At 71.8% G+C, this 24,636-nt stretch carries 21 protein-coding genes; 8 read left to right on the forward strand and 13 right to left on the reverse strand.

What is annotated here, in order from left to right; genetic code table 11:
• Positions 1-107: 107 nt before the first annotated feature.
• From EUA94_RS08645 to EUA94_RS08675, 6 genes are all read right to left on the reverse strand, one after another.
• Positions 108-893 (reverse strand): GAF and ANTAR domain-containing protein, encoded by a 786-nt coding sequence (locus EUA94_RS08645; protein WP_129426474.1) that lies wholly within the window; start codon positions 891-893, stop codon positions 108-110.
• 400 nt (positions 894-1,293) lie between these two features.
• Positions 1,294-2,112 carry a hypothetical protein gene (locus EUA94_RS08655; RefSeq protein WP_207210464.1) on the reverse strand — a complete coding sequence of 273 codons (819 nt, stop codon included), beginning with the start codon at positions 2,110-2,112 and terminating at the stop codon, positions 1,294-1,296.
• 9 nt (positions 2,113-2,121) lie between these two features.
• Positions 2,122-2,583: a GNAT family N-acetyltransferase gene (locus EUA94_RS08660; protein ID WP_165356843.1), complete on the reverse strand. Its 462-nt coding sequence runs from the start codon at positions 2,581-2,583 to the stop codon at positions 2,122-2,124.
• 5 nt (positions 2,584-2,588) lie between these two features.
• A complete protein-coding gene (locus EUA94_RS08665) occupies positions 2,589-3,227 on the reverse strand; it encodes an HIT family protein (protein ID WP_129426476.1) in 639 nt (212 codons plus the stop codon).
• 18 nt (positions 3,228-3,245) lie between these two features.
• Complete coding sequence (locus EUA94_RS08670) at positions 3,246-4,751, reverse strand: SDR family NAD(P)-dependent oxidoreductase (protein WP_207210465.1); 1,506 nt, start codon at positions 4,749-4,751, stop codon at positions 3,246-3,248.
• A gap of 50 nt (positions 4,752-4,801) precedes the next feature.
• Positions 4,802-5,449 carry a response regulator transcription factor gene (locus EUA94_RS08675; protein WP_129426477.1) on the reverse strand — a complete coding sequence of 216 codons (648 nt, stop codon included), beginning with the start codon at positions 5,447-5,449 and terminating at the stop codon, positions 4,802-4,804.
• 61 nt (positions 5,450-5,510) lie between these two features.
• Here EUA94_RS08675 and EUA94_RS08680 point away from each other — a divergent pair, with 61 nt between their 5' ends.
• The 4 genes from EUA94_RS08680 (at position 5,511) to EUA94_RS08695 (ending at position 12,577) form a co-directional block, all read left to right on the forward strand.
• Positions 5,511-6,398: an ABC transporter ATP-binding protein gene (locus EUA94_RS08680; RefSeq protein WP_242494751.1), complete on the forward strand. Its 888-nt coding sequence runs from the start codon at positions 5,511-5,513 to the stop codon at positions 6,396-6,398.
• A gap of 64 nt (positions 6,399-6,462) precedes the next feature.
• Positions 6,463-7,140 (forward strand): ABC transporter ATP-binding protein, encoded by a 678-nt coding sequence (locus tag EUA94_RS08685; RefSeq protein WP_129426479.1) that lies wholly within the window; start codon positions 6,463-6,465, stop codon positions 7,138-7,140.
• A gap of 56 nt (positions 7,141-7,196) precedes the next feature.
• Positions 7,197-9,509, forward strand: coding sequence for an FtsX-like permease family protein (locus tag EUA94_RS08690; RefSeq protein WP_129426480.1), 2,313 nt, complete (start codon positions 7,197-7,199; stop codon positions 9,507-9,509).
• Positions 9,506-12,577: an FtsX-like permease family protein gene (locus tag EUA94_RS08695; protein ID WP_129426481.1), complete on the forward strand. Its 3,072-nt coding sequence runs from the start codon at positions 9,506-9,508 to the stop codon at positions 12,575-12,577. The genes EUA94_RS08690 and EUA94_RS08695 overlap by 4 nt, the downstream gene beginning before the upstream one ends.
• A gap of 13 nt (positions 12,578-12,590) precedes the next feature.
• On the opposite strand, the gene EUA94_RS08700 is transcribed toward EUA94_RS08695, so the two are convergent.
• The 3 genes from EUA94_RS08700 to EUA94_RS08710 form a co-directional block, all read right to left on the reverse strand.
• Entirely contained in the window at positions 12,591-13,349 is a 759-nt protein-coding gene (locus EUA94_RS08700; protein WP_129426482.1) for a response regulator transcription factor, read from the reverse strand.
• Positions 13,350-13,498: 149 nt separating this feature from the next.
• A complete protein-coding gene (locus EUA94_RS08705; RefSeq protein ID WP_129426483.1) occupies positions 13,499-14,329 on the reverse strand; it encodes a response regulator transcription factor in 831 nt (276 codons plus the stop codon).
• Between the two features lie 176 nt (positions 14,330-14,505).
• Complete coding sequence (locus EUA94_RS08710) at positions 14,506-15,447, reverse strand: GNAT family N-acetyltransferase (RefSeq protein WP_129426484.1); 942 nt, start codon at positions 15,445-15,447, stop codon at positions 14,506-14,508.
• 106 nt (positions 15,448-15,553) lie between these two features.
• On the opposite strand from EUA94_RS08710, the gene EUA94_RS08715 reads away from it, so the two are divergent.
• Positions 15,554-17,290: a DEAD/DEAH box helicase gene (locus EUA94_RS08715; RefSeq protein WP_207210466.1), complete on the forward strand. Its 1,737-nt coding sequence runs from the start codon at positions 15,554-15,556 to the stop codon at positions 17,288-17,290.
• A 166-nt stretch (positions 17,291-17,456) separates the two neighbouring features.
• Here the strand turns inward: EUA94_RS08715 and EUA94_RS08720 are convergent, their stop codons facing one another.
• Positions 17,457-18,026, reverse strand: coding sequence for a YceI family protein (locus tag EUA94_RS08720; protein ID WP_129426486.1), 570 nt, complete (start codon positions 18,024-18,026; stop codon positions 17,457-17,459).
• A gap of 177 nt (positions 18,027-18,203) precedes the next feature.
• A complete protein-coding gene (locus tag EUA94_RS22905) occupies positions 18,204-18,329 on the reverse strand; it encodes a hypothetical protein (RefSeq protein ID WP_277986093.1) in 126 nt (41 codons plus the stop codon).
• Between the two features lie 247 nt (positions 18,330-18,576).
• On the opposite strand from EUA94_RS22905, the gene EUA94_RS08725 reads away from it, so the two are divergent.
• Positions 18,577-18,837, forward strand: coding sequence for a hypothetical protein (locus EUA94_RS08725; protein ID WP_129426487.1), 261 nt, complete (start codon positions 18,577-18,579; stop codon positions 18,835-18,837).
• Between the two features lie 28 nt (positions 18,838-18,865).
• Positions 18,866-20,689 carry a glutamine--fructose-6-phosphate transaminase (isomerizing) gene (glmS, locus tag EUA94_RS08730; RefSeq protein WP_129426488.1) on the forward strand — a complete coding sequence of 608 codons (1,824 nt, stop codon included), beginning with the start codon at positions 18,866-18,868 and terminating at the stop codon, positions 20,687-20,689.
• 171 nt (positions 20,690-20,860) lie between these two features.
• Here the strand turns inward: glmS and EUA94_RS08735 are convergent, their stop codons facing one another.
• Positions 20,861-22,429, reverse strand: a complete 1,569-nt coding sequence (locus tag EUA94_RS08735; protein ID WP_129426489.1) for a glycerol-3-phosphate dehydrogenase/oxidase — start codon at positions 22,427-22,429, stop codon at positions 20,861-20,863.
• Positions 22,426-23,019, reverse strand: a complete 594-nt coding sequence (locus EUA94_RS08740; protein ID WP_129426490.1) for a TetR/AcrR family transcriptional regulator — start codon at positions 23,017-23,019, stop codon at positions 22,426-22,428. Before EUA94_RS08740 ends, EUA94_RS08735 begins: the two co-directional genes overlap by 4 nt.
• Before the next feature lie 17 nt (positions 23,020-23,036).
• On the opposite strand from EUA94_RS08740, the gene EUA94_RS08745 reads away from it, so the two are divergent.
• Positions 23,037-24,620 carry an FAD-binding oxidoreductase gene (locus EUA94_RS08745; RefSeq protein ID WP_242494753.1) on the forward strand — a complete coding sequence of 528 codons (1,584 nt, stop codon included), beginning with the start codon at positions 23,037-23,039 and terminating at the stop codon, positions 24,618-24,620.
• Positions 24,621-24,636: the final 16 nt, after the last annotated feature.

Genomic DNA, 24,636 nt, shown 5'->3' on the forward strand with positions numbered 1-24,636 from the left:
GCGTACGGCGGAGCGTCAGGCATGAGGCATGAGGCATGTGCGCGTGGGTGATCTTCGTGGTCGCCCGTGCGTTCGAGTCCGGCCCAGGGACATGTCGGCGCGTTGAGCTAGCTCGCCTGGGGCGCCGGCTCAGTGACGGTCGCATTGCCTTGATTGTGGTGCGCCACGATGTCCTGGGCCATCTGCCGCAACTTGATGTTGAGGTCTTGGGAGTGGCCAGTGAGCTTCTCGAACGCCGCCGCATCGTCGAGCTTGTACTGCGCCATCATCAGTCCCAGTGCCTTGCCGATCTGGCGGCTGCTCTCCATCCCCTGCTCGAGCTGCTCGGCTAGCTTCCGGTAGTGTTCGGCGGCTGCTTCAACCTCGTGCCGCCGCTCTTCCTCCAGTCGCACGACCCGAATCGCGGCGAGGCGCAGCTCGAGTGAGTCCATCACGGTGGCGGCAAGCGTCCGGAGCGTTACTGCTTCTTGCACGCTGAGCTGGCGTGGCTGACGGTCGATGATGCACAGGGTGCCTAGCCGATGTCCCTCAGCGGTGATGAGCGGCTGGCCGGCGTAGAACTGCAGACCCATAGCGCCTGCGACCAACGGGTTGGCGAGAGTGCGCGGGTCGGCCTGTGCGTCCTCGACCACGTAGATGTCATCCGCCAGGATCGCCGAAGCGCAGAGCCCTGGGTCGCGGGAGGTCTCTGCGGCGTCGACGCCGTGATGGGACTTGAACCAGATCCGGTCGGTGTCGACGATGCTCACGATCGAGATCGGCACGCCGAATAAACTCGACGCCAATTCCGTGATCCGGTCGAAGGCGCCGTCGCGCGGCGTGTCGAGGATGTCGTAACGACGCACGGCTGCGAGACGCTCGACCTCGATCTCCGCCAGATGACGGTCATTCACATCGAGGGACGTGTCGTGACCACCCCGGGACGCGGGTTGATTGCCCTTGGTTGTAGAGATCGTCGCTCCTTCCCCGAGTTCCGCCAGAACCCCACCCGGCCAGCATGTCCTGATGGGGAGTTGATCGCTCCACTGCGCGAGGACCTCTGAGCTGAGTGAGAGGCCACCGGTCGCACTGCCGACACCTCGCTGACGAACACCGCTAGCGCGTGCGTCGATACAAAGGTGCGGGGGTCAGGGCACCACCCGCCAACTTACCGCAATCCTAGAGGGTGGAAGAACTACGGGTCGGCCGCGAGAGTGCGTCCTTTCGCCGCCAATGCCCGCCGCGTTGCGTACTCACCAGTCCAACTGCAAGCAGTAGAACCAGGCCGCGTGCTCTGGGCATAGCCCTCAGTGCTCAGAAGCCGCCGAAGTCGAATCCGCCGCCGCCGTCGAACCCGCCGCCATCGAAGCCCCCACCATCGCCACCACCGTCGTACCCGCCGCTGTCACCACCGTCGGATCCGCCACCGTCGCCGGAGTCGTCGCCCCCGTCACCACCGCCGTCGTAGCCGCCACCGAAGTCGCCGAACATCATCCCGCCCATGAACATCCACGACATGGGGCCGAAGGCGCCGAAGTAGCCGGCGGCGTACGGCTCGTAGGCGCGGCCGCCCTGGTAGTAGGGGACGCGCTGCGCGCCGACCATCACCTTGCGGACGTCGGGCTCGGCGCCGGCGTTGACGCGCTCGACGTCGAGGGCGCAGGCGGGGACGTCACGCTCGACGCCGTCCGGCGGGACGAAGAGGACGTCGGCGACGGACGGTCCGTGGCGGGGGTCGAAGAAGCACGGCGGCCGTCGGGTGGGCAGCGGTCGTCCTTCGACCCGGGCGCGCACGCACGCGACGGCGTACCGACCGTCCTCGACGATCGAGGTGATGTGGCGGATGTCCTCGGGCTTCGTGATGGAGTCACCCGCGGTCTTGGCCGACTCGTACGTGTCGAGTGCGCGCTGGTAGTCGGCGTTGGCGCCGGCATCCAGGTCGTGGCCGCTCATCTCGTAGTCGAGCTCCTGCAGGTCGACACCGAACGCGGTGATGTCCTCGAAGGCGAGCTTCTTCACCGGGGCGAGCTCGTCCTCGCGTCGCTGGAGCTCACGCTCCTTGGTGCGACGTGACATGACGACCGCGACGGCGCCGACGACACCCAGGACCACCAACAGCAGGATCAGCTCCATGACGAGAGCCTAGGTGGCCAGTCGAAGCCGGTGCTCCGTCTCGTCCTCGCCGACGTACGCGAAGCCGCACGACTCCCAGAAAGCGCGGGCGCGCGGGTTGTCCTTCTCCACGCCGAGCTCGACCGGCAGCCCGTCCGCGCGGGCCGAGGCGACGACGCCCTCGACGATGGTCCGTCCGACCCCGCGGGACTGGTGGTCGGGAAGCAGCTGCAGCCCGGCGATCTCGACGAGCCCGCCCCGGCGTACGACGCGCAGGCGGCCCGCGGGCTCACCGTCGACCTCCACCACCGAGATCGACGACCCGGCGCCGTCGCCGTCGACCTGCTCGGCGGTCCACGCGCCGAAGCCGGCGCGGTAGTCGACCTCGTCGAAGTCGTCGGGCAGTCGCCCCTGGTGCAACGTCGCCTCGATCACCACGGTCGTCAGGAAGTCGACGTCGGCGCGGGTGGCGGGACGGACGGTGACCTCCACGCCGTTCAGGACTCCCACGCCGGGCCGGACCCGCCGAGGCGCTCGACCAGGAGACGCCCGACGTGAGCGGCGTTGGCGCGACGTACGTCGTCGGGGATGTCGGGAAGGTTCTCCTCCCAGTCCAGGACGCACGAGCCGCGGAGCTGGCCCATGCGGGCCGGGCGACCGAAGAAGAACGGGTGCAGGTGCGCACCGCCGTCGCCGTAGCGCCCGACGTGGCAGCGACCCACGCTCGGCAGCGACTCGATGGCCGCGGTGATCGCGACCATCAGCCGGCCCATCTCCGAGGCGAGGTCGTCGGGGAGATCGGCCAGGTCGTGGTGGGCGCGCGGCTTCAGGATGAGCGTGACCGGGAGCTTCATCCCGGCGTCGGAGACGACCCACCGCTCGTTGCTCCACACCACCCGGGCCTCCTGCTCGGCCGAGGTGGGCTGGGCGCACGGGCACTCGGCCGGGTCCTCGCCGCGGCGGGCGGGCTCCTCGTCCAGCAGCGGCTCGAGCGGCTTGATCCGCAGGCCCTCGAGCTCGAACGGGAAGATGTCCCACCCCGGCATCAGCTCGATCGCGACGGGCAGCCGGCCCTCGTCGTCGGTCGCGGCGGCGACGCGTGCGTGGAAGTCCTCGGCGCTCTCGAGATCGCTCATGGCGCCGAGTCTGTCAGGTCACCAGGGGGACGGCTGGTAGTCCTTCACGAAGCAGCCGAAGAGGTCCGTGCCGGCCTCGCCGAGCACGATCGGGTCGTACACCCGGGCCGCGCCGTCGACGAGGTCGAGGGGCGCGTGCCAGCCCTCGGCGGCGATCCGCAGCTTCTCGTGGTGCGGCCGCTCGTCGGTGATCCAGCCGGTGTCGACGGCCGTCATCAGGATCTTGTCCGTCTCGAACAGCTCGCCCGACGAGGTGCGGGTCATCATGTTGAGCGCGGCCTTGGCCATGTTGGTGTGCGGGTGCCCAGGGCCCTTGTAGCGCCGCGAGAACTGGCCCTCCATCGCCGAGACATTGACGACGTACGCCCTGCCGGAGGCCGCCGATGTGGCCGCTGCGGCGAGCGCCGGCCGGAGCCGGGAGACCAGCAGGAACGGGGCGATCGAGTTGCACAGCTGCACCTCGAGGAGCTCCAGCGGGTCGACCTCGCCGACGGTCTGGGTCCACGAGTTGTTGACCTGCATGTCCGGCAGCAGGCCGCCGGCGTCGACGGCCGTGCCGGCGAGGTGTGCGTCGAGCGAGGCGTGCCCGGCCTTGAGCGCGAGCGCGGTCAGGGTCGCCGCGTTGTGGGCTGCGAGGGCCTGCTCGGCGGTCTCGCCGACGTGGTGCGCGACCGCGGTGTCGGTGAGCGCTCCGGCGATCGCGGCCGGGTGCGCCTCGGAGATGTGGTCGAACGTCACCAGCTCGGGCAGGGCGATCCCCGACGGGAGCGGCTGCTGCTCGGCGTCGACCAGCGGGGCGTACGCGCCGGGCGTGCGACGTACGGTCTGGCACGCGTTGTTGATGAGGATGTCGAGCGGACCGGACGCCGAGACGTCGTCGGCGAGCGAGATCACCTGGGTCGGGTCGCGCAGGTCGATGCCGACGATCTTGAGCCGGTCGATCCAGTCCGCCGCGTCCGGCAGTGAGGAGAAGCGGCGGACGGCGTCCTTGGGGAACCGGGTGGTGATCGTGGTGTGCGCGCCGTCGCGGAGCAGACGGAGTGCGATGTACATCCCGATCTTGGCGCGCCCGCCGGTGAGCAGCGCGCGCTTGCCGGTGAGGTCGGTGCGCTGGTCGCGCTTGGCGTGGCTCGTGGCCGCGCAGGCGGGGCAGAGCCAGTGGTAGAACGCGTCGACCAGGGTGAAGTCCTGCTTGCAGATGTAGCAGCCGCGCGCGACCGCCAGCTCGCCGGCGAACGCGCCGACAGTGGTCGACACCAGCGGGATGCCGGCGGTCTCGTCGTCGATGCGCATCGCCGACCCGGTCGCGGTGCGCTCGATGATCTCGCGGTCGTGGGCCAGCTCCGCGGCGCGCGCGGCCAGCTTCCGCTCGGCCTTGATCGACTTGTACATGTGCGAGGCCGCCCGCTTGACCGTGACGTGGTCGGGGTGGTCGCCGGGCAGGTGGTGCAGCGCCGCCAGCACCCGGAGCGTCGCGGCGAGGTCCTCGGGGTCGACGCCGTCGACCTGGGGGTGCTCGCTCACCGGGGAAGCGTACGGGCGATGTCGCCCGCCCCGGACATCCGGAATGGGGGTCAGCTGCGAGCGGGGGACCCGTTGATCCGTACGCGGTCGGCGCGCATGCCGTGCTCGACGCCCCAGAGCACCGCCTTGGAGCGGGAGTCGACGTCGATCTTGCGGTAGGCCGAGCGGATGTAGGACTTGATCGAGTTGAGCGACAGCAGGGTGCGCTCGGCGATCTCCTGGTTGCTCAGGCCCATCGTGATGAGGGACAGCACCTCGGCCTCGCGGGCGGTCAGGCCCTCCTCGCGGCCGGGCCAGTCGCCACCGACGAGCGACGAGCGGCCGCGCGAGGGGGAGACGACGAGCTGGCCGGCGGAGATCGCGTGGAGCGCGTCGACGAGCCGGGCCGCCGGGAGGCTCTTGGAGAGGTAGCCGCGGACGCCGGTGCTGAGGGTGTCGCGGGTCAGCCAGGGCTGGAAGTTCCAGGTGTAGACGGCGACGCTGCGCACCTGCGGGCTGTCCACCAGTCGCTGCACCGCGGGGCCGTTGCCCTGGCCCATCCCGAAGGTGTCGTAGAGGGCCACGTCGACCGGCTGGCTGACCGGCTTGCTCGCGACGAGCTCGACGACCTCGATCCGCTGGCTGTAGTTGCGCATCATCGCATCGAGGCCGCGGACGACGACCTCGTCGTCGTTGACGAGCGCTACACGTATGACCATGCGCTCAACGTACGTCAGTTTATGTATGTTGAAGCCCGTTGTTCATGACTTAGGGGGGGACGTGCGGGGAAGGGCCACCACGGTCGAGGAGACCCGCACGGGAGGACTCGGCATCCGCTGCGAGGGCGTCGTCCACCTCTACAAGACCTTCGGCGGTCACGACGTCGTGGCGCTGCGCGGCGTCGACCTGACGATCCGTGCCGGCGAGCGCGTCGCCTTCCTAGGGCCCAGCGGCTCGGGCAAGTCCACCCTGCTCGCGCTGCTCGGCGGCATCCAGCGCCCCAGCGCCGGCCAGATCTTCCTCGGCGAGGAGGAGGTCTCGCGGATGGGCGAGCGCTACCTCGCCCGGATCCGCTCGCGCCAGGTCTCGACGATGCTCCAGGGCGCCACGCGCAACCTGCTGTCGTACGCCACCGCTCGCCAGAACATCGCCTTCGCGCGGCTCTCGCTGTCCGGCAGCGAGCGCGAGGACGCGCTCATCGACACCGAGCTCCTCGACCGCGTCGGACTGCTCGACCAGGCCGACCAGGTGGTCTCCACGATGTCGGGCGGCCAGCGCCAGCGCCTGGCCCTCGCCTGCGCCGTGTCCACCTCGCCGCGCCTGCTGCTCGCCGACGAGCCGACCAGCCAGCTCAGCCACGCCGACCGCGACCACGTGCTGCACCTGATCCACTCGCTCGGCGACGACTTCGGCACCACGATCGTGGTCGTCACCCACCAGCCCGAGGTGGCCGCGACCTTCCCGCGCACCGTCACGATGAAGGGCGGCCGCGTCGGGGCCGAGGGCCACGGCGGTTCGGAGTACGCCGTCGTGGGCGAGGACGGCGTCCTCCACCTGCCCGGCCACATCGCCGCCGAGTGGCCTCCCGGCACGCTGGTGCGGTTCGAGGACGACGAGCAGGGACGGATCATCGTGACCCGCGCGAGCAACGAAGGGGCACAGTCATGACCTCACCCCACGACGTTCTTCTCCCCCGCTCCGCTCCTCCGAACAACGCCGCAGGGACCCCGAAATGACGCTCGGCGGCTTCCGGCCCGGCCCCGTGGTGACCGACACGGCACTGCGGCTCGACTCGATCACGTACGTCGCCGGCCGCACCCTCCTCGACGACGTCAGCGTCACCTTCCCCGCCGGCAAGGTGACCGCGCTGTCCGGGCCCAGCGGGTCGGGCAAGACCACGCTGCTCTCCATCGCGGGCGGGCTGCTCCAGGCCACCTCCGGCACCGCCGAGCTCGACGGGCGCGAGATGTGGACCGGCAGCGGCGACCCGCTCCCGCAGGTCGCGTTCGTGCTCCAGGTCTACGGCCTGGTGCCGATCCTGTCCGCCCGCGAGAACGTCTCCATCGCGCTGAGGGCCCGCGGCACCGCGCCCGCCGACGCCGACGACGCCGCGGAGGCCGCGCTGGCCCGCTTCGGCATCGCCGACCTCGGGGAGCGGCAGGTGGAGGAGCTCTCGGGCGGCCAGATGCAGCGCGTCGCCTGTGCCCGCGGCTTCGTCGTGGGCGCCGAGGTGCTGCTGGCCGACGAGCCGACCTCCGAGCTCGACGAGGGCAACCGCGGCGTCGTGCTCGCCGAGCTCCGCGAGGAGGCGGCCCGCGGGGCCGTCGTCGTCGTCGCCACCCACGACCCCGCCGTCGTCGAGGCCTGCGACCTCCACATCGCCCTCGACGAGGGCCGGGTCGTCGGGTGAGCCGAGTCCTTCGCGGGGCCTGGAGTCGTCGCGGTGCCCTGACCACGCTGGTCCTGATGACCGTCGTGGTCGTCGGTGGCGCGGTGACCGTGCTCCAGTTCGCCGAGGCGGCCGGCACGTCGCGATGGCTGACCGCGCCGCTGCTCCTGCTGGGCGCGGTCGCCGTGCCCAGCATCGGCGCCGAGCTCGCCGTCGCACGGCGCGAGGAGATAGGGCTGGCGCGACTGCGCGGGATCCACGGCCTCCGGCTCTGGCGCTTCCTGCTGGTCGAGCCCTTGCTGGCCATCGCGATCGGCACCCTGCTGGGCCTCGCCGTCGGCGCGGCCGGCACCGTCCTGGCCACCCGTACGTGGCTCGACGACACCGCCGCCGCGCTCCAGCAGCCGGCCCTCGTCGCCGCGGCCGCCATCGCCGGTGCGGCGCTCGTGATCATCGCGCTGTCCGCCGCCGCCGCGCTCCGCGAGCCGCTGGCGGTCCAGGTCTCGATGCGACGACGGCCGCGCCGCGCGACGACCGTCGCGGTGTTCCTCAGCGTCCTCGTGCTGGTCGGCGCGGCGGTCGCGGCCTACCGCAGCCGCTCCGCGAGCGACGAGCCCGACCTCGTCGTCCTGCTCGGCCCGGCCCTGGTCGGGCTGGCGCTCGGGCAGGCCGCCATCTGGGTCATCCGCATCGCGGCGCGCGGCCTCACGCCGGTCACCGAGCGGCGCGGCATGGGCGCGTTCCTCGCGGCCCGCCGGCTGGCCCGCGCCGACGACCTGGTCACCCCGGTCCGCCTGGTGGTGGCCGCGGCCATCGTCGGGTCGCTCGCGCTGAGCGGCGCGGTCAGCGTCAGCAGCTGGACCCGCGACCAGGCGGGCGTCGAGGTGCCCGGGGCCCGCACCATCGACGCCACTGAGCTCGGCGCCGTCGGTGCCGTCGACCTCACCGAACGCGCCGACCCCGAGGGCGACCACCTCATCGCCTCGGCGATCGTGCGCAACGAGGAGCGCCTCGGCGAGCGCCGGGCGTACGTCGACGCCGCCCGCTGGGACGCCGTCGTGGGCGACTTCTACGACGGCACTCCCGCCCGGGCCGCCTCCGACGCGGTCGACCGGCTGAGCACGGACGCGGCGCCCCTGCAGGTGCGCGGCGACCGGTTCGAGGTCACGCTCTCGGGCATCGTGGTGCCGGCGGTGCGCTCTATCAACCTGCCCGGTGAAGAGGTCTACAGCAGCGGCGGCGGAGCAGCCGAGGTGACGCTGACCTACGTCACGACCGCCAACGCCTCCGGCTCGGTCGCCGTACAGCTCGTCACCCCCGGCGACGGCACGCCCGCGACCGCTCGGGCGCGGGTCCGCGAGTGCGCCCAGGGGTGCACCGTCACCGGGCTCGAGTTCGGCCGCAACGACGAGGGCGTCATCGACGACAGCGAGTTCGTGGTCCTCGCCGAGCGCCTCACGCTGGGCGACACCGACCTGCTGGCCTCGACGTGGGCACCCGACCCGGCATCGGTGCAGGCCGTGCTCAACAACAACTTCATCCGCGGCTGGACCCCACCGGGCAGCTTCGTCGTCAACCGGACCGACGGCCTCCAGGTGGCGATGCTGCCCATCGGCGCCGTGCTCGACGTCCACCTGGACCGCACGGGCGACGCTGTCCCGGTGCTCGTCGCCCCGGTCGACGACGAGGCCGAGACCCAGGCCCTCGACCTCGGCGGCGACGACCGGACGACCGACGTGATCGGCATCGGCGGCTCGCTGCCGCTGGTCGGCAGCGTCGGAGTGCTCTCCGACATCCGCACCTCGGCGGCCGGCTCCGGTCCGACGGTCCCGTCGGCCGAGGTGCAGATCGTCGCGGCTTCCGGCACCCCGGACGCCGTGCTCGACGAGGTCGCGGAGGCGACCGGGACGTCGTGGCGATCCTCCGGGGCCGTACGCGACTCGCTCGGCGAGACCTACGGCGGCGACCAGTCGGTGGCGTACGCCCTCACCGCCCTCGCCTGCGCGCTCGTCGCGCTGCTCGCGCTGGGCGCCGGGGTGGCGCGGCACCTGCGCGACTACCGTCGCGACGTGGCTTCCCTGCGCGTGCTCGGCATCTCCGTCGGCACCGCCCGCAGGGCCGGCCGTGCCGAGCTCGTCAGCCTGACCGTGCTCGTGCTGGCCATGGTCGTGGCAGGCGGCTGGCTGGCCGTGACCCTGCTCCTCGGCGGCCTCCCACTCCTGGCGCTCCCCGTCGCGGCGCTGCCGCTCGACACCGCTCCGCACCTCCTGCCCCTGGTGATCCCGGCGGTCCTCTCGGCCGCCGCGGTCGTGCTCGTCGGCGGCCGCGCCCGCGCGGTGCGGGCGTCGACCACCCGGCCCAGCCTGCTGCGCGAGGAGGACCAGTCATGATCCAGCTCCTCGGCGCCATCGTCCGCGGACTGCGCTCGCGCGCGCTGCTGTCCGCCGGCTCGGTGCTCCTGACCGCCCTCGCGATCGGCTCGGCCGTGCTCGGCCCGGTCTTCTCCGAGGCCGTCACCAACTCCTACATCGTGACGCGCCTCCAGGAGACGCCGGCCGGACTGACCGGCCTCAGCCGCGTCCTCACCCCGGACTCCACCAGCTCGGTCGAGCAGGCCGAGCGGGACGCCGTGGCCGTCGCGGACGCGGTGAACGTGGGGCCGTGGGCCCCGTCGGTCACCACAGTCGAGTCGCCGCGGTTCATGGCGCTGCGGGGCGCCGTCCGCTTCTGGGCCCGCGACGGGGCGTGCGAGAGCCTCGAGGTGACGGGCCGCTGCCCGGAGCGTGTCGGCGAGGTCCTGATGCTCACCGCCGACGTCGAGACGACCGGCGCCACGCTGGGCGAGCCGCTGACGCTGGCCACCTTCGAGCCCGTCGAGCTGCAGCGGCTCGGACTCGAGCGCCCGGGCCTCGACCAGGTGGTCGTGGTCGGGTCGTACGACACCCCGCGGACGGACGAGGACTGGCTGATCCCGAGCCGGCTCACCAAGTCGAACGAGCAGACCAGCATCAACGGCGGCTACCAGCCGTACACGCCGGCCCCGTTCATCACGACCCCGGAGACGGTGGAGGCGCTCGGTGGCTGGACAGTCCGCGTCGACACCCATCTGTCGATCCCGGCGGACCTGACCCCCGAGCAGCTCGACGAGGCCGCGGCGGCGGCGGTCGCCGTGCCGCGCGACACCGAGGTCGAGGTCGAGGGCGGCACCATCCGGGCCGACGACACCAACTCGCTCGCCGACGTCGTCGAGGAGGTGCGCTTCCAGCAGTCGACCGCGCGCAGCTCCATCGCCCCGGCCGTCCTCTCGCTCGTCCTCGTCGCCTTGGCGCTGCTGATGCGCCTGCTCAACGCGGCCAGCGAGCTCCGCGTCCCCGAGCTCGCCCTCGCCTCGCTGCGCGGCGTGACCGCGCGCCGGCTGTGGGGCCTCGGTCTCGCCGAGCCGCTGGGGATCCTGCTGATCGCCACCCCGCTCGGGATCGCGTTCGGCATGGGCCTCTCGTTCCTGCTCGTCCGCAGCTGGCTGGTGCCCGGCCTGCCCGTCCCGCTCCCCTGGGCGAGCTGGGTGGCGGGAGCGCTGGTGCTGCTCGCGGCCTTCGCCGTCGCGTGCGTCGCCGTCGGCCTCGTGGTGCGCGAGTCGCTGGCCTCCCAGCTCAGCGGCGTACGACGTCCGGTGGCCGCGCGCCGCTGGTCGGTCATCGCCCAGCTGACCCTCGTCGCGCTCGCCGTGGCCGTCCTCGCCAGCAAGCTGTCCGCGAGCGGACCGGGCGAGCCCGACGCGACCGACCTCGTCCTCCCGGTGCTGCTCGCCGTCGTGGCCGGGCTCGCAGCCACGCGGCTGACCGCGATGCTCGCCACCTGGTGGACCGCCCGCTCGCGTGGCCGCTCGCTGAGCGGCTTCGTCTCCTCCCGGGCGATCTCGCGCCGGCAGGAGGGCACCCTGGTGATCCTGCCGATCACCGCGGCGATCGCGGTGGCGGTCTTCGGGGTGGGGGTGTACGACTCCGCCGCCACCTGGCGCACCAGCGTGGCCGCGACGGTCTCGCCGGCCCAGACGACCTGGGCCACCACCCTCACGCTCTCCGAGGCCATCGACCTCACCCGGAAGGTCGACCCCGACGGGGACTGGATCATGGCCGCCGGCAGTGCGACCAACCCCGGTGCGAACTTCTCGATCGTCGACTCCAGCAGGCTCGAGCGGGTCGCCACCTGGCCCGCCACCTGGAGCCCGGGGCTCGAGGTCGGTCAGGTCGTCGACGACATCAGGCCCGCGGGCGTGGTGCCGACGGTCACCGGCAAGAGGCTCACCCTCACCATCGACAACCAGGCGGAGATGACGGCCGACCTGGCCGTCGAGGTCAGGTTCGGCAGCCGTGGCGGCCGGCCGCTCAAGGCGTACCTCGGCCCCTTCCCGCGCGGCGAGCAGACCCGATCGGTCCGGATCCCGTTCTGCAAGGACGGATGCCCGCTCGAGGGCATGACCCTCGGTGGCGGGGCCGGCACCAACACGGCGATGTCCGGGACGCTGCGGCTCGCGGGCATCGAGGTCGACGGCGCGCCGGTCGACGGCGCCATCGACGGGGCCGGCTGGACGCCGACCCCCGACCCCTCCGTACGGACGTCGATCGTCGAGATGACCGAGTCGGACGGGGGGCTCGACATGACCGTCGACACCGGCGACTCGGTCGGGATGGCGCGCATCACCGTCGGCGGCATCACCCGCGACCGGCCCGCGCTGGCCGGCCCCGGCGTGCAGCAGCGCGCGATCGCCAAGCTCGACGAGGGCTTCGGCCTGATCCCGGTCGCGCAGGTCGGCGAGATCGAGGGCATGCCCTTCACCGGGCCGTCCGGCCTGCTGGTCGACTACTCCTCCTTCATCACCGACCACTCCGTGTACGACAACCTCGTCACGGTCCGCGTGCTGGCGCGCGAGGGCACGCCCGCCTCGATCGAGGCGGCGCTCTCGGAGGCCGGGCTCACTGTCGGCACGACCCTGGCGCAGGAGCGGCACGTGCTCGACCAGAGTGCGTACGCCCTCGCGCTCCGGCTCTACGGCGTGGTCGCCGCGCTCGTGCTCGCGATGGCGCTGGCCGGCCTCTTCGTCAGCGCAGCCGTGCAGCTCCCCGCCCGGCGCCGGGACGCCGCTGCGCTGCGGGTGGTCGGGGTGCCCAAGGGAGCCGTGATGGTCGCGGTGGTCCGCGAGCTGGCGGTCGTGCTCGGCAGCGCGGCGATCGCGGGCATCCTCGCCGGCTCGCTCGCGCAGTGGGTCGTGCTGCGCACGATCACGCTGGGCTACGCCGACGACCCGACGACGCCGGCGCTCGTCGCGGCGATCTCGCCGCTCCGGCTCGTGGTGCTGGCGCTGCTCGCGGCGGCGGTCTTCGGCACCGTGGCACTGATCAGTGCCTCGATGACGGTCCGGGGTGCGCGCGGCGCGACCCTGCGGGAGTCGGCCCGCTGATCGAGCTGCTTGGTTACAGGCAGCAGGGGTCGAAGCGGAACCCGACGCCGCGGATGGTGCGGATCCACTGGTTGTCGGCCGAGGCGCTGCGCAGCTTGCGGCGCAGGTTGGCCAGGTGGACGTCGACGACGTGGGTGCTCTCGGGCACGAAGTCGGTGGACCACACGGCGCGGAGCAGGTCCTCGCGCGCCACGACGACGCCGGGATGGCTGACGAGGTGGGCGAGCAGGTCGAACTCGGTGCGGGTGAGCTCGATCTCCTCGCCGTCGACCCGCACCTCGCGGGCACGCGGGTTGAGCACGAGGTCGTCGCAGCCGGTCTGCCCCGAGACGTCGACCGGCGCCTGCAGGGCAGGGCCGTCCTGGGCGAGGGGCGCCTCGGGGGCGGCGATCAGCTCGCCGCTGCGGGGACGACGGAAGAGCGCCGCGACCCGCGCCTGCAGCTCGCGCATCGAGAACGGCTTGACCAGGTAGTCGTCGGCACCGACCTCGAGGCCGACGAGACGGTCGACCTCGCTCGTACGGCCGCTGACGACGATCACGTAGCAGTCGCTGAGGGTGCGGATCTGGCGGCAGACCTCGACACCGTCGATGTCGGGAAGGGTCAGGTCGAGGGTGACCAGGTCGGGGTCCTGCTCCCGGACCACGGTGAGCGCCTGCGCGCCCGTACGCGCCACGGTGACGTCGAACCCGGCCTGGACGAGCAGGCGCGAGAGGGCGTCGCCGACGTCGTGGTCGTCTTCCACGACCACGGCTGTGCGTGTGTTGTCCATGCGTCTGTCCCCCGACGGCCGATCCTATGGTGCACACGATTGTGCCGACCAGAGCGCCGCTCGTCCCTGGGGACGCGCGCAGCCGAGCCACTGCCGATGCTAGGCGGCAGGGCTCGGCGCGCGTGGCGTTATCGCGATGCGAGCGGGACTCAGAAATCGAGGCCGCGGGCCCAGTCCTCGGAGTCGATGCGCGCCACGAGGTAGGGGCCGCCACCTGCACGACGGTCCTGCTGCTGGCCCTCACGGTCCATCCGGTAGCCGATGCCGCGGATCGTGTGGATCCAGGTGGCGTCGGAGTGCCGGCGCAGCTTGCCTCGCAGGTTGGCCACGTGCACGTCCACCAGGTGGTGGTCGTGCGTGAGCGCGCTGCTCCAGATGGCCAGGACCATCTCCTCGCGGGTGCACACCCGCGAGAGGTGCGTGGCGAGGTACTCGAGCACGTCGTACTCGATGCGGGTCAGCTCGACGATCGAGCCGTCGATCTGCACCTCGCGCCGGGCCGAGTTGATGACCAGGCCCGCACCGCACGAGATCGTGGTCGGCTCATCGGCCGGCTGCGACGGGCTCGGCACGTGCGGGGCCGAGGCCGGCACGTCCTCGCTCGCCATCGCCGAGCGCGGCCGGCGGAACAGCGCGGCGACACGGGCCCGCAGCTCGCGCGGTGAGAACGGCTTGAGGACGAAGTCGTCCGCGCCGACCTCCAGCCCGATCAGCTTGTCCACCTCGTCGGACCGTGCGGACACGATCACGATGTAGCAGTCGCTGGTCTCCCGGATGCGGCGGCACACCTCGATGCCGTCCATGTGCGGCAAGGTCAGGTCGAGCGTGACCAGGTCCGGTGGATCGGCTGCCGCCACGTCCACCGCTGCCCGTCCGTCGCGCGCCGAGGTCACGCGGAAGCCCGCGCCCTCCAGTGTCTCCACCAGCGCCGAGGAAATGTCCGGATCGTCTTCGACGACCAATGCATGTAGATCTTGCACGTTGAAACCCCCACAGAAAAAGCCGAAACAGGGACCCCACGTCCCCGCCGTGGCGCCGCCCGATCCGGCGTCGGTCGATGGTAAGGCCAAGATCCCCTCTAGAGGGAGCGTTGTTTCCGAAGGCGAGTCGGATGTCTAGACCAGTGGATTTGACGGAAACTTTTGCCATGAGGCAATTAGTGTGCGCTTTCCGTGGTTGGCGCGACGTCGATCGCACGGTTGACCCAGATGCTCTCTGCGACCATTCCGACCCGTTCGTAGAGGCCGAGCGCGCCGGTGCGCGAGTCCGTGCTCAGCTCGGACGTCGACGTCCCGTGGGCCCGCGCCTGCGCGAAGGAATCGACGAGGAGCGCCTGCGCCAGCCCGCGGTTGCGCTGGTCGCGGCGCACCGCCAGCCGGTCGACGTACCCCGTCGAGCCGGTGTCTGAGACCAGCACCAGCGAGACCCCCACGACCGTGCCGTCGGGGTCGAGCGCCACACGGAGGTTCCACGGCTCGAAGCCGGGCCGGCCGGTCGTCGAGGCCGTGAAGTCCTCGAAGCTCTCGCGCTCGCGCACCGACCACTCGAGGAAGGCGTCCTCCAGGACGTCGTGGGCGTCCCGCAGCTCGCCGGGCTCGGCCGTACGGACGACGTAGCCCTCGGGCAGGTCGCGCTCCGGGATCGTCGCGCCCGCGGGGAGCTTGAGCACCCAGCTGGTCCACCGCACCCGGAAGCCGAGCTCCTCCAGGAGCCGGTCGCCGGGGGAGCCCTGCGGCACCGGCATCCCGACGACGCCCGACCTGACGCGACGACCGAGGTCCTGGAGCCAGTGGGCCAGCCAGGTGCCGATGCCGCGACCCCGGTGGGAGGGGAGCACGGAGGTGTCGGCGCGGTCGGCGCCCATCAGCTCGGCGTACGCCACCAGCGTCTCCCCGTCGAACACCCCGACCGAGCGGGCACCGAGGTCGTGGCTGGGCTTGGCCCAGTCGCTGACGATGTCGGACTCCTCGATGGCGACCTCGCCGATGTCCTCCTGCTCCTGGGCGGCCATCAGCACGAAGACGGCGTGCGCGTCGGACTTCTCCAGCGGGCGGGTGGTGAGACCGGCGGGGAGGGTAGACGGGTGCTGGTCGGGCATGGGGAAAGTGTGCTGCCTCACGTGGCGCGCTGTCGCGCGCTTATTGCCGGTCTCCGGGCCCGCTGGGGAATGTCCGATTCCCCCGTGAGGCCCTACCTTTGTGAGCGTGAGTGACGACCAGCCCGACGCCCCCCAGCAGACCTTCGCCGACCTCGGTCTCTCGCCCGAGGTCCTCAAGGCCCTGTCCGACGTCGGCTACGAGTCGCCGTCGCAGATCCAGGCCCAGACCATCCCGCCTCTGCTCGAGGGTCGTCACGTCGTCGGGCTCGCCCAGACCGGGACCGGCAAGACCGCGGCCTTCGCGCTGCCGATCCTGTCGCAGCTCGACATGAACCAGAAGACCCCGCAGGCGCTCGTCCTGGCCCCGACCCGCGAGCTCGCGCTCCAGGTCTCGGAGGCCTTCGAGAAGTACGCCGCGCACATGAAGGGCGTACGCGTCCTGCCGATCTACGGCGGCCAGGGCTACGGCGTCCAGCTCTCCGCGCTGCGCCGCGGCGTCCACGTCGTGGTCGGCACGCCCGGTCGCATCATGGACCACCTCGAGAAGGGCACGCTCGACCTGTCCGAGCTGCGCTTCCTTGTCCTCGACGAGGCCGACGAGATGCTCAAGATGGGCTTCGCGGAGGACGTCGAGACGATCCTCGCCGACACCCCCGACAGCAAGCACGTGGCGCTGTTCTCGGCCACGATGCCGGCGCAGATCCGCCGCATCTCCAAGAAGTACCTCCACGACCCGGTCGAGATCACCGTCAAGAACAAGACGTCGACGGTCTCCTCGATCACCCAGCGCTACCTGATCGTGTCGTACCCGCAGAAGGTCGACGCCCTCACGCGCATCCTCGAGGTCGAGAACTTCGAGGGGATGATCGTGTTCGTCCGCACCAAGAACGAGACCGAGACGCTCGCCGAGAAGCTCCGCGCGCGCGGCTACTCCGCGATGGCGATCAACGGCGACGTCGCCCAGGTGCAGCGTGAGCGCACGATCAACCAGCTCAAGGCCGGCAAGCTCGACATCCTGGTCGCGACCGACGTCGCCGCCCGCGGCCTCGACGTCGAGCGGATCAGCCACGTCGTCAACTACGACATCCCCACCGACACCGAGTCCTACGTCCACCGCATCGGGCGTACGGGCCGCGCCGGGCGCAGCGGCGACTCGATCGCCTTCGTCACCCCGCGCGAGCGCCACCTGCTGCGCTCGATCGAGAAGGCCACCCGCCAGCCGCTCACCCAGATGCAGCTGCCGACGGTCGACGACGTGAACGCCACCCGCCTGTCCCGCTTCGACGAGCAGATCACCCAGGCGCTGACCGAGCCGGACCGGATCGACTTCTTCCGCGACGTGGTCTCGCACTATGTCAGCGAGCACGACGTGCCCGAGGTCGACGTCGCCGCCGCCCTGGCCGCCGTCATGCACGGCGCCCAGCCGCTGCTGCTCGAGCCGGAGCCGGAGCGGTCCACGCGCACCTTCGACGAGCGCCCCACGCACGGCGGCAAGGCCGAGCGCGCGCCGCGGGAGTCGCGCACCGGCCAGCCGATGGCGGCGTACCGCATCGAGGTCGGCAAGCGCCACAAGGTCGAGCCGCGCCAGATCGTCGGCGCGCTCGCCAACGAGGGCGGCCTCTCGCGCGGCGACTTCGGCTACATCTCGATCAAGCCGGACTTCTCCGTCGTCGAGCTGCCCGCCGACCTGCCCGCCGGCACGATCGAGCGCCTCGCGGCCACCCGTATCTCTGGCAAGCTCATCGAGATCAAGCCCGACAACGGCCCGTTCCGCGGCCGTCCAGGCGGCGGCCACCGCGGCAGCTCGTCCGGCGGCGGCTACAAGGGCAAGAACCCCCGCTGACCGGGCGGTTCCTCGCGCTGACATGCACTGACCGGGCGCTTCGTGCCCGTCCTGAACGCCGACCGGGCACCTCGTGCCCGTCCTGAACGCCGACCGGGCACCTCGTGCGAAACGAGGTGCCCGGTCGATCATGGTGACGGGCACGAAGTGCCCGCTCAGCGGTAGGTCAGGCGCTCTTGATCGCCGAGATGTCGAACTCGAGCTTGATCTTGTCGGAGACGAGGACGCCGCCGGTCTCGAGCGCGGCGTTCCAGGTGAGGCCCCAGTCCTTGCGGCTGATGGTGGTCTCGCCCTCGAAGCCGACGCGGACGTTGCCGAAGGGGTCCTGGGCGGAGCCGGTCTGCTCGAACGGGATCGTGACGGAGTGGGTGACGTCCTTGATGGTGAGGTCGCCGGTGATGGTCCAGTCGCTGCCGTCGCGCTTCACGTCGGTCGAGGTGAAGGTGATGTTCGGGTAGGTCTCGGCGTCGAAGAAGTCGCCGGACTTGAGGTGGCCGTCGCGGTCGGCGCTGCCGGTGTCGACGGAGGTGACGTCGATGGAGAGGTCGACCTTGGAGTCCGCGGGGGTGGCCTCGTCGATGTGCGCGGTGCCGGTGAAGGCGCCGAGCTGGCCGCGCACCTTGGTCACCATGGCGTGGCGGGCGACGAAGCCGAGGCGGCTGTGGCTCACGTCGAGGGTGTAGTCGCCGGTGATGTCGTTGATGGCGGTGGTGGGGGCGTCGAACGAGGTGGTCATCGGAAATGCTCCTGGGGTAGTGGTGGAAGTTGGTAGAACTTTCAACCACTAGAACGAGAGAGGTCCGAGCTTCATTCCCGATGGGCGGAAAGTTTTTCCGGCACCCCGGCACGAGGGCGTGACATGCAGCGAGCCACGCACCCGGGTGGGGCGTGGCTCGTCAGCGGGGGAGCGCGGTCAGGCGGCCTGGACCGCGGTTGCCTGCGCAACCGCCCAGCGTGCCTCCATGTGGGTGCGACCCGACGCATCCGTCACGGAGATCCAGGTGCAGACCGGCGCTCCGGTCATCTGCTGCTTGCTCATGTGACACCTCCCGTTCACTTTCTGTTCACCTAAACTAGCACGTCCCCACCAGCGCGCACGCATTTCGCTGAAAGAGCGTCGACATTCCCCACTCGCGCACCATCTGATCGCGTGTTGACCGGATGGCGCCCCACTTGTGGCGGATGGTGCACGGGCGATCCGAGCCTGGTCACTGCCAATCACTGGAACCTGCCCGAAATCGGGCAGGAAATTGGCTTTCGACGGCACGCGCGCTCATCCTGTTGCGGTGCCCGATCCCGCTCTCGTCTCCCACGTCGTCGCCACCACGTCGCTGACACCGGGAGAGGCGGCCCGCGTGATCGACGACGTGATCGCCTTCCACGCCCAGACCGTGGAGGAGTACGTCCGTGTCCGGCACGCCCACCTCAAGACGTACGGGGCGAAGAACCCCGAGATCTTCGCCCGGATCGCCGACGAGCTCAGCGGCCGCGTCGTCGCGGCCCCCGAGCTCTCCGAGCGCCAGCTGCGTCGCCTCGTCTACGGATGACCAGAAGTAGGAACAAGGAGCTCATCGCATGTGTGGAATCGTCGGCTACATCGGCCGCCAGGACGCGGCACCCGTCGTCCTCGAAGGACTGACCCGCCTCGAGCACCGCGGCTACGACTCGGCCGGCGTGGCCGTGCTGGGGTCACGCGGCATCAAGGTGGCCAAGCAGTCGGGCCGCGTCCGTGACCTGACGACGGCGCTGCCCAAGCGCTTCGCCGGCACGACCGGGATCGGTCACACCCGCTGGGCCACCCACGGTCCGGCCACCGACGCCAACGCGCACCCGCACCAGGACGAGTCGGGTCGGGTGGCCGTCGTGCACAACGGCATCATCGACAACTCCGCCGCCCTCCGCGCCGCGCTCACCGACGACGGCGTCACGCTGGCCAGCGACACCGACACCGAAGTCATCGCCCACCTGGTCGCGCGCAGCAGCGCCGACACCCTCGAGGGCAAGGTGCGCGACGCCCTCGGCTCGGTCGTCGGGACGTACGGCCTGGCGGTGCTGCACGCCGACTTCCCCGACCGCATCGTCGTCGCCCGCAACGGCAGCCCGCTCGTCGTGGGAGTCGGTGACAAGGAGATGTACGTCGCCTCCGACCTCGCCGCGATCGTGCGCCACACGACCACCGTGGCGATGCTCGACGACGGCGAGATGGCCACCGTGACGGCGGCCGGCTTCACGACCATGCGCCACAGCGACCTCTCCTCGACCGGCAAGACCGCGAGCGAGGTCGACATCGACGCGTCGGCGTACGACGCCGGCGACCACGAGTCCTTCATGCGCAAGGAGATCCTCGAGCAGCCCACCACCGCGCAGGCCGTGCTCCGCGGCCGGCTCGACGACCGGTTCGGCACCGCGCACCTCGGTGGCCTCGACATGGATGCCCGCGACCTGCGCGCCGTACGCCGGGTGAAGATCCTCGGCTGCGGCTCGGCCTACTACGTCGGCCAGATGGGCGCCGCACTGATCGAGGAGCTGGCCCGCATCCCCGCCGACGCCGAGGCCGCCAGCGAGTTCCGCTACCGCGACCCGGTGATCGAGCCCGACACCCTCTACGTCGCGGTCAGCCAGTCCGGCGAGACGATCGACACCCTGCTGGCCGTCCAGGAGGTACGCCGCAAGGGCGGGCGCTGTGTCGGGCTGGTCAACGTCGTGGGGTCGGCGATCGCCCGCGAGTGCGACGGCGGGATCTACCTGCACGCCGGGCCCGAGGTCGCGGTCGCCAGCACCAAGGCGCTGACCAACATGTTCCTGGGCTTCGCGCTGCTCGCGCTGCAGCTGGGCCGGGTGCGCGACCTGTCTATCGCCGACGGCAAGCGGCTGGTCGCCGGGCTCGAGCGGCTGCCCGGGCAGATCGAGGAAGTGCTGGCCGGCGAGGCCGCGCTGATCGAGATCGCGCAGTCGCTGGCCGAGGCCCGGAGCCTCTTCTTCATCGGTCGCGTACGGGGCTTCCCGGTGGCTCGCGAGGGCGCGCAGAAGTTCAAGGAGATCAGCTATCGGCACGCCGAGGCCTACCAGACATCCGAGCTCAAGCACGGCCCGCTGGCGCTCATCGACCCCGAGGTGCCGACCGTCGCGCTGGTGCCGCGCGACGAGCTGACCGAGCGCAACATCGGGGCGCTGCACGAGATCGATGCGCGCCAGGGCCCGCTCGTCGTGATCACCCACGCGGAGGTCGACCTCGGGGAGGTCCGCGCGCGCCGGATCGACGTACCCCGCAACGAGCCGGAGCTCGACCCGATCCTGCTCACCATCCCGCTGCAGCTGCTGGCCTACCACGCGGCGCAGCACCTGGGTCACGACATCGACAAGCCGCGCAACCTCGCGAAGTCCGTCACGGTGGAGTAGCCAGAAATGGACTGGGCGCCCCTTGCCGCATGGGGTCGGCAAGGGGCGCGCCGTGGAGAACGATCCCACCGGCCCGGCACGGTGTCCCTGCTTCTCCGGAAGTCCCGATGGATTTTGCTGTCGCCTTGATCACTGGCGGCTCAACCGCCCCACGGGTGTGCCGGCGCCTCGTCAGCGAGCGACGGAACGGTTCTGGGCGACGAGCTCGAGGGCACGCTCGGCCAGCGGCTCGGCGACGGCCCGGTCCGCGGCGATGAGGCCCACGCGCGTACGCCGGTCGAGCAGGTCGTCGACGTCGTGGGCGCCCTCATGGGTGATCGCGAAGACCAGCTCGGCGAGCGTCACCGGCACCTCGGGCGACGCCGGCGCCAGCAGCTCGTCGTCGCCGAACCCGGTGACCTCCCGGGCCGTGGCCAGCACCAGGTCGGCGTCGGTGCCGAAGCGGCGAACCAGACGATCGGGGGCGAGCCGGGTCGGAGCGGTCGTGTGCTCGAGCGGCCCGGCGCCGAGGAGGGGGAGCGAGGCGGTGCGGCACGGCCCGGCGGGGAGGCGGTCGGCGAGCGCGTCGAGGGTGTCCTCGGCCATCCGGCGGTAGGTGGTCAGCTTGCCGCCGACCACGGTCGTCACGCCGGTCGCGGAGGTGAGGATGGCGTGGCGGCGCGACAGGTCGGTGGTGGTGTTGCCCGTGGCCCCGGCCACCTCGAGCAGCGGGCGCAGGCCGGCGAAGGCGCCGACCACGTCGGCGCGCGTCGGGGGCACGGTGAAGGCGGTGCCGACCACGCCGAGCAGGAAGTCGATCTCGGCCTCGCTCGGCGTCGGCACGTCGGGGATCGGGCCGGTGACCGGCTCGTCGGTGAGCCCGACGTACAGCGTGCCGTCGGGCTGCGGCAGCACCATCGCGAAGCGCGACGACGAGCCCGGGATCGGCACCATCACGGCCACCCGCGTGTGCGGCAGCACCGACCCGCGCAGCACCAGGTGGGTGCCGCGGCTGGGCCGCAGCCGGACCTGGTCGTCGAGGTCGCCGGCCCACACGCCGGTCGCGTTCACGACGGCCTGCGCGCGGACGGCGTACGTCCGGCCGGTGAGCTCGTCGCGCAGCTCGACGCCGGTCCCGGTCGCCGCGGTGACCCGAGCCCGGGTGCGCACGTCGGCGCCGTACGACGCCGCGGTGCGCGCCGCGGTGACGACGAGCCGGGCATCGTCCTCGAGCTGTCCGTCCCAGGCGAGCAGCCCGCCGCGGAGGGTGTCGGCGCGCAGCGACGGGGCGAGGCTGAGCGCCTCGGTGGCGTTGAGCCGCCGGGGTCGCGGGAGCGTACGCGTGGTGGTGCGGGCGGTGCGGCGCAGCAGGTCGCCGGCGCTGAGGCCGCCCCAGGTCATGGCGGTGCGGGCGCGTGACATCACGTCGTTCACGGGCGTCAGCATCGGCAGCGGCCGCACCAGGTGGGGCGCGGTGATGCCCATCAGGATGCCGCGCTCGACCGCGCTCTCGTGCGCGATCGCGAGCTGGCCCTGGGCGAGGTAGCGCAGTCCGCCGTGGACGAGCTTCGACGACCACCGCGAGGTGCCGAAGGCGAGGTCGTGCGCGTCGACGGCGAGCACCGTCAGGCCGCGGGTGACCGCGTCGAGGGCGACCCCGGCGCCGGTGATGCCGAGGCCGACGACCACCACGTCGACCTCGTCCGGGATGCCGACGAGGCCCGGGGTGATCCGGCGCTCGGTCGGCACCGTGTCATTCACTGGGGCTCCAGGGTCCGGGCGATGAGCCGGGCGTACTCCGCGTCGAGCTGCTCGAAACCGATGCCGGCGTCGGTCATCGTCTGGGCCGAGAGCACGAAGCCGTGACCGGCCAGCGTGAGGGAGCGCGCGATCAGGATCGCCTCGCCCGTACGGATCGCGCCGGACGCCTGCCCGCTCTCGATCTCGGCGGCGAGGATCTCGACCAGCGCCTCCTGGGAGCGGCCGCGCCGGGAGATGAGGTAGGGCAGCAGCAGGTCGGGGTCGAGCTCGACGATGCGGACGAAGAGCTCGTTGTCGCGCAGTGCGCGGATGGTCGACAGCGCGGCGGCGGCGATGCCGGCGGGGGTCGAGGTGTCGCGGGCGGCGACCCGGGTCGCGGCGGCGATGCCGACCCACTCGCGGGTCATCAGGTCGCCGAGCAGCGATCCCATGTCGGGCCAGGCCCGGTAGATCGTCATCCGGGAGACCCCGGCGCGCTTCGCGACCTCGGTGAGCGTCGTACGCCGCCAGCCGACGTCGAGGATGCAGTCGCGGGCGGCGTCGAGGTACGTGGCCGTCCGCGGATCGGGTGTGTGACGAAGTGACGACATATGTCACACTGTAACGCATGAGCCCGACGACACCGACGGTCGAGATGCACCCGCAGCGCTGGGGCGACCCCGCCGCCGCCACGGACCTGCCCGCGACCGCGCTCGGCCTGGTGGAGCTGGCCTTCGGGCTGCAGGACCGGCCAGCCGTCACGGACGCGACCCCACCCGGGTCGGCCCTGGACGCCACGCTGCTCGACGGCCTGCGCGAGCTCGTCGGCGCCGAGCACGTCCTCACCGACGACGAGACGCGCACCCTGCGCACCCGCGGGAAGTCGACCACCGACCTGCTCCGCGCCCGGGCCGGCGACCTGACGGACGCGCCGGACGCCGTGGTCCGGCCCGACGGGCACGACGAGGTCGCCGCGGTCCTGGCATGGGCGAGCGAGTACCGCGTCGCGGTCGTCCCCTTCGGCGGTGGCACGAGCGTGACCGGCGGACTGGCCGCCCGCCGCGACGGCTTCGCCGGCGTCGTCAGCCTCGACCTGGTCCGGATGAAGCGCCTGCTCGCCGTCGACGAGGTCTCGATGACCGCGACCCTCGAGCCGGGGCTGCGCGGTCCCGAGGCCGAGGCGCTGCTGGCCGGGCACGGGCTGACGCTCGGCCACTACCCGCAGTCGTTCGAGCACGCGTCGATCGGCGGCTTCGCCGCGACCCGGTCCAGCGGCCAGTCGAGTGCGGGCTACGGCCGCTTCGACGCGATGGTGGTCGCGCTCACCGCCGCCACCCCCACCGGACCGCTGGTGCTCGGTTCCTCGCCGGCCAATGCCGCCGGCCCCGACCTGCGCCAGCTGCTGCTCGGCTCGGAGGGCGCCTTCGGCGTCATCACCTCGGTGACCGTGCGCGTACGTCGCACCCCCGCCGTGACGACGTACGAGGGCTGGCGCTGGTCGTCGTTCGACGCGGGCTCCGACGCGATGCGCACCCTGGCCCAGGCCGGCCTGCTGCCCACCGTGATCCGGTTGTCGGACGAGTCCGAGACCGCCATCAACCTCGCCGACCCGGCCTCCATCGGCGGGACCGAGGACCCCGGCTGCCTGATGATCACCGGCTACGAGGGCACCGCGTCGCAGGTCGACTCGCGGCGGGCCGCTGTGTCGGCAGTCCTGGCCGGCCTCGGTGGCGCGCCGCTCGGCACCGAGCCCGGTGAGAAGTGGTCGCACGGCCGCTTCGGTGCCCCCTACCTCCGCGACGCGATGCTCGACCACGGCGTCCTCGTCGAGACCGTGGAGACGGCGACCTTCTGGTCCCACCGCCAGCGGCTCTACGCCGACGTGAAGGCCGCGCTGCAGGCCGCGCTCGGTGAGGGCTCGCTCGTGCTGTGCCACGTCTCGCACGTCTACGAGACCGGCTGCTCGCTCTACTTCACGGTCGCCGCCCGCCAGGTCGAGGACCCGGTGGCGCAGTGGCAGGCCGCCAAGGCCGCCGCCAGCGACGCGATGATCGCCGCCGGCGCCACCATCACCCACCACCACGCCGTCGGCACCGACCACAAGCCGTGGTTCGCGCTCGAGATCGGCGAGGTCGGCGTACGCGTGCTGCGAGCGGTCAAGGCCGAGCTCGACCCGGCGGGGATCCTCAACCCGGGCGTCCTCATCCCCTGAGCGTCACTCGGTCCTC

It is taken from the genome of Nocardioides zhouii, from assembly GCF_004137345.1.
Lineage (GTDB): Bacteria > Actinomycetota > Actinomycetes > Propionibacteriales > Nocardioidaceae > Nocardioides > Nocardioides zhouii.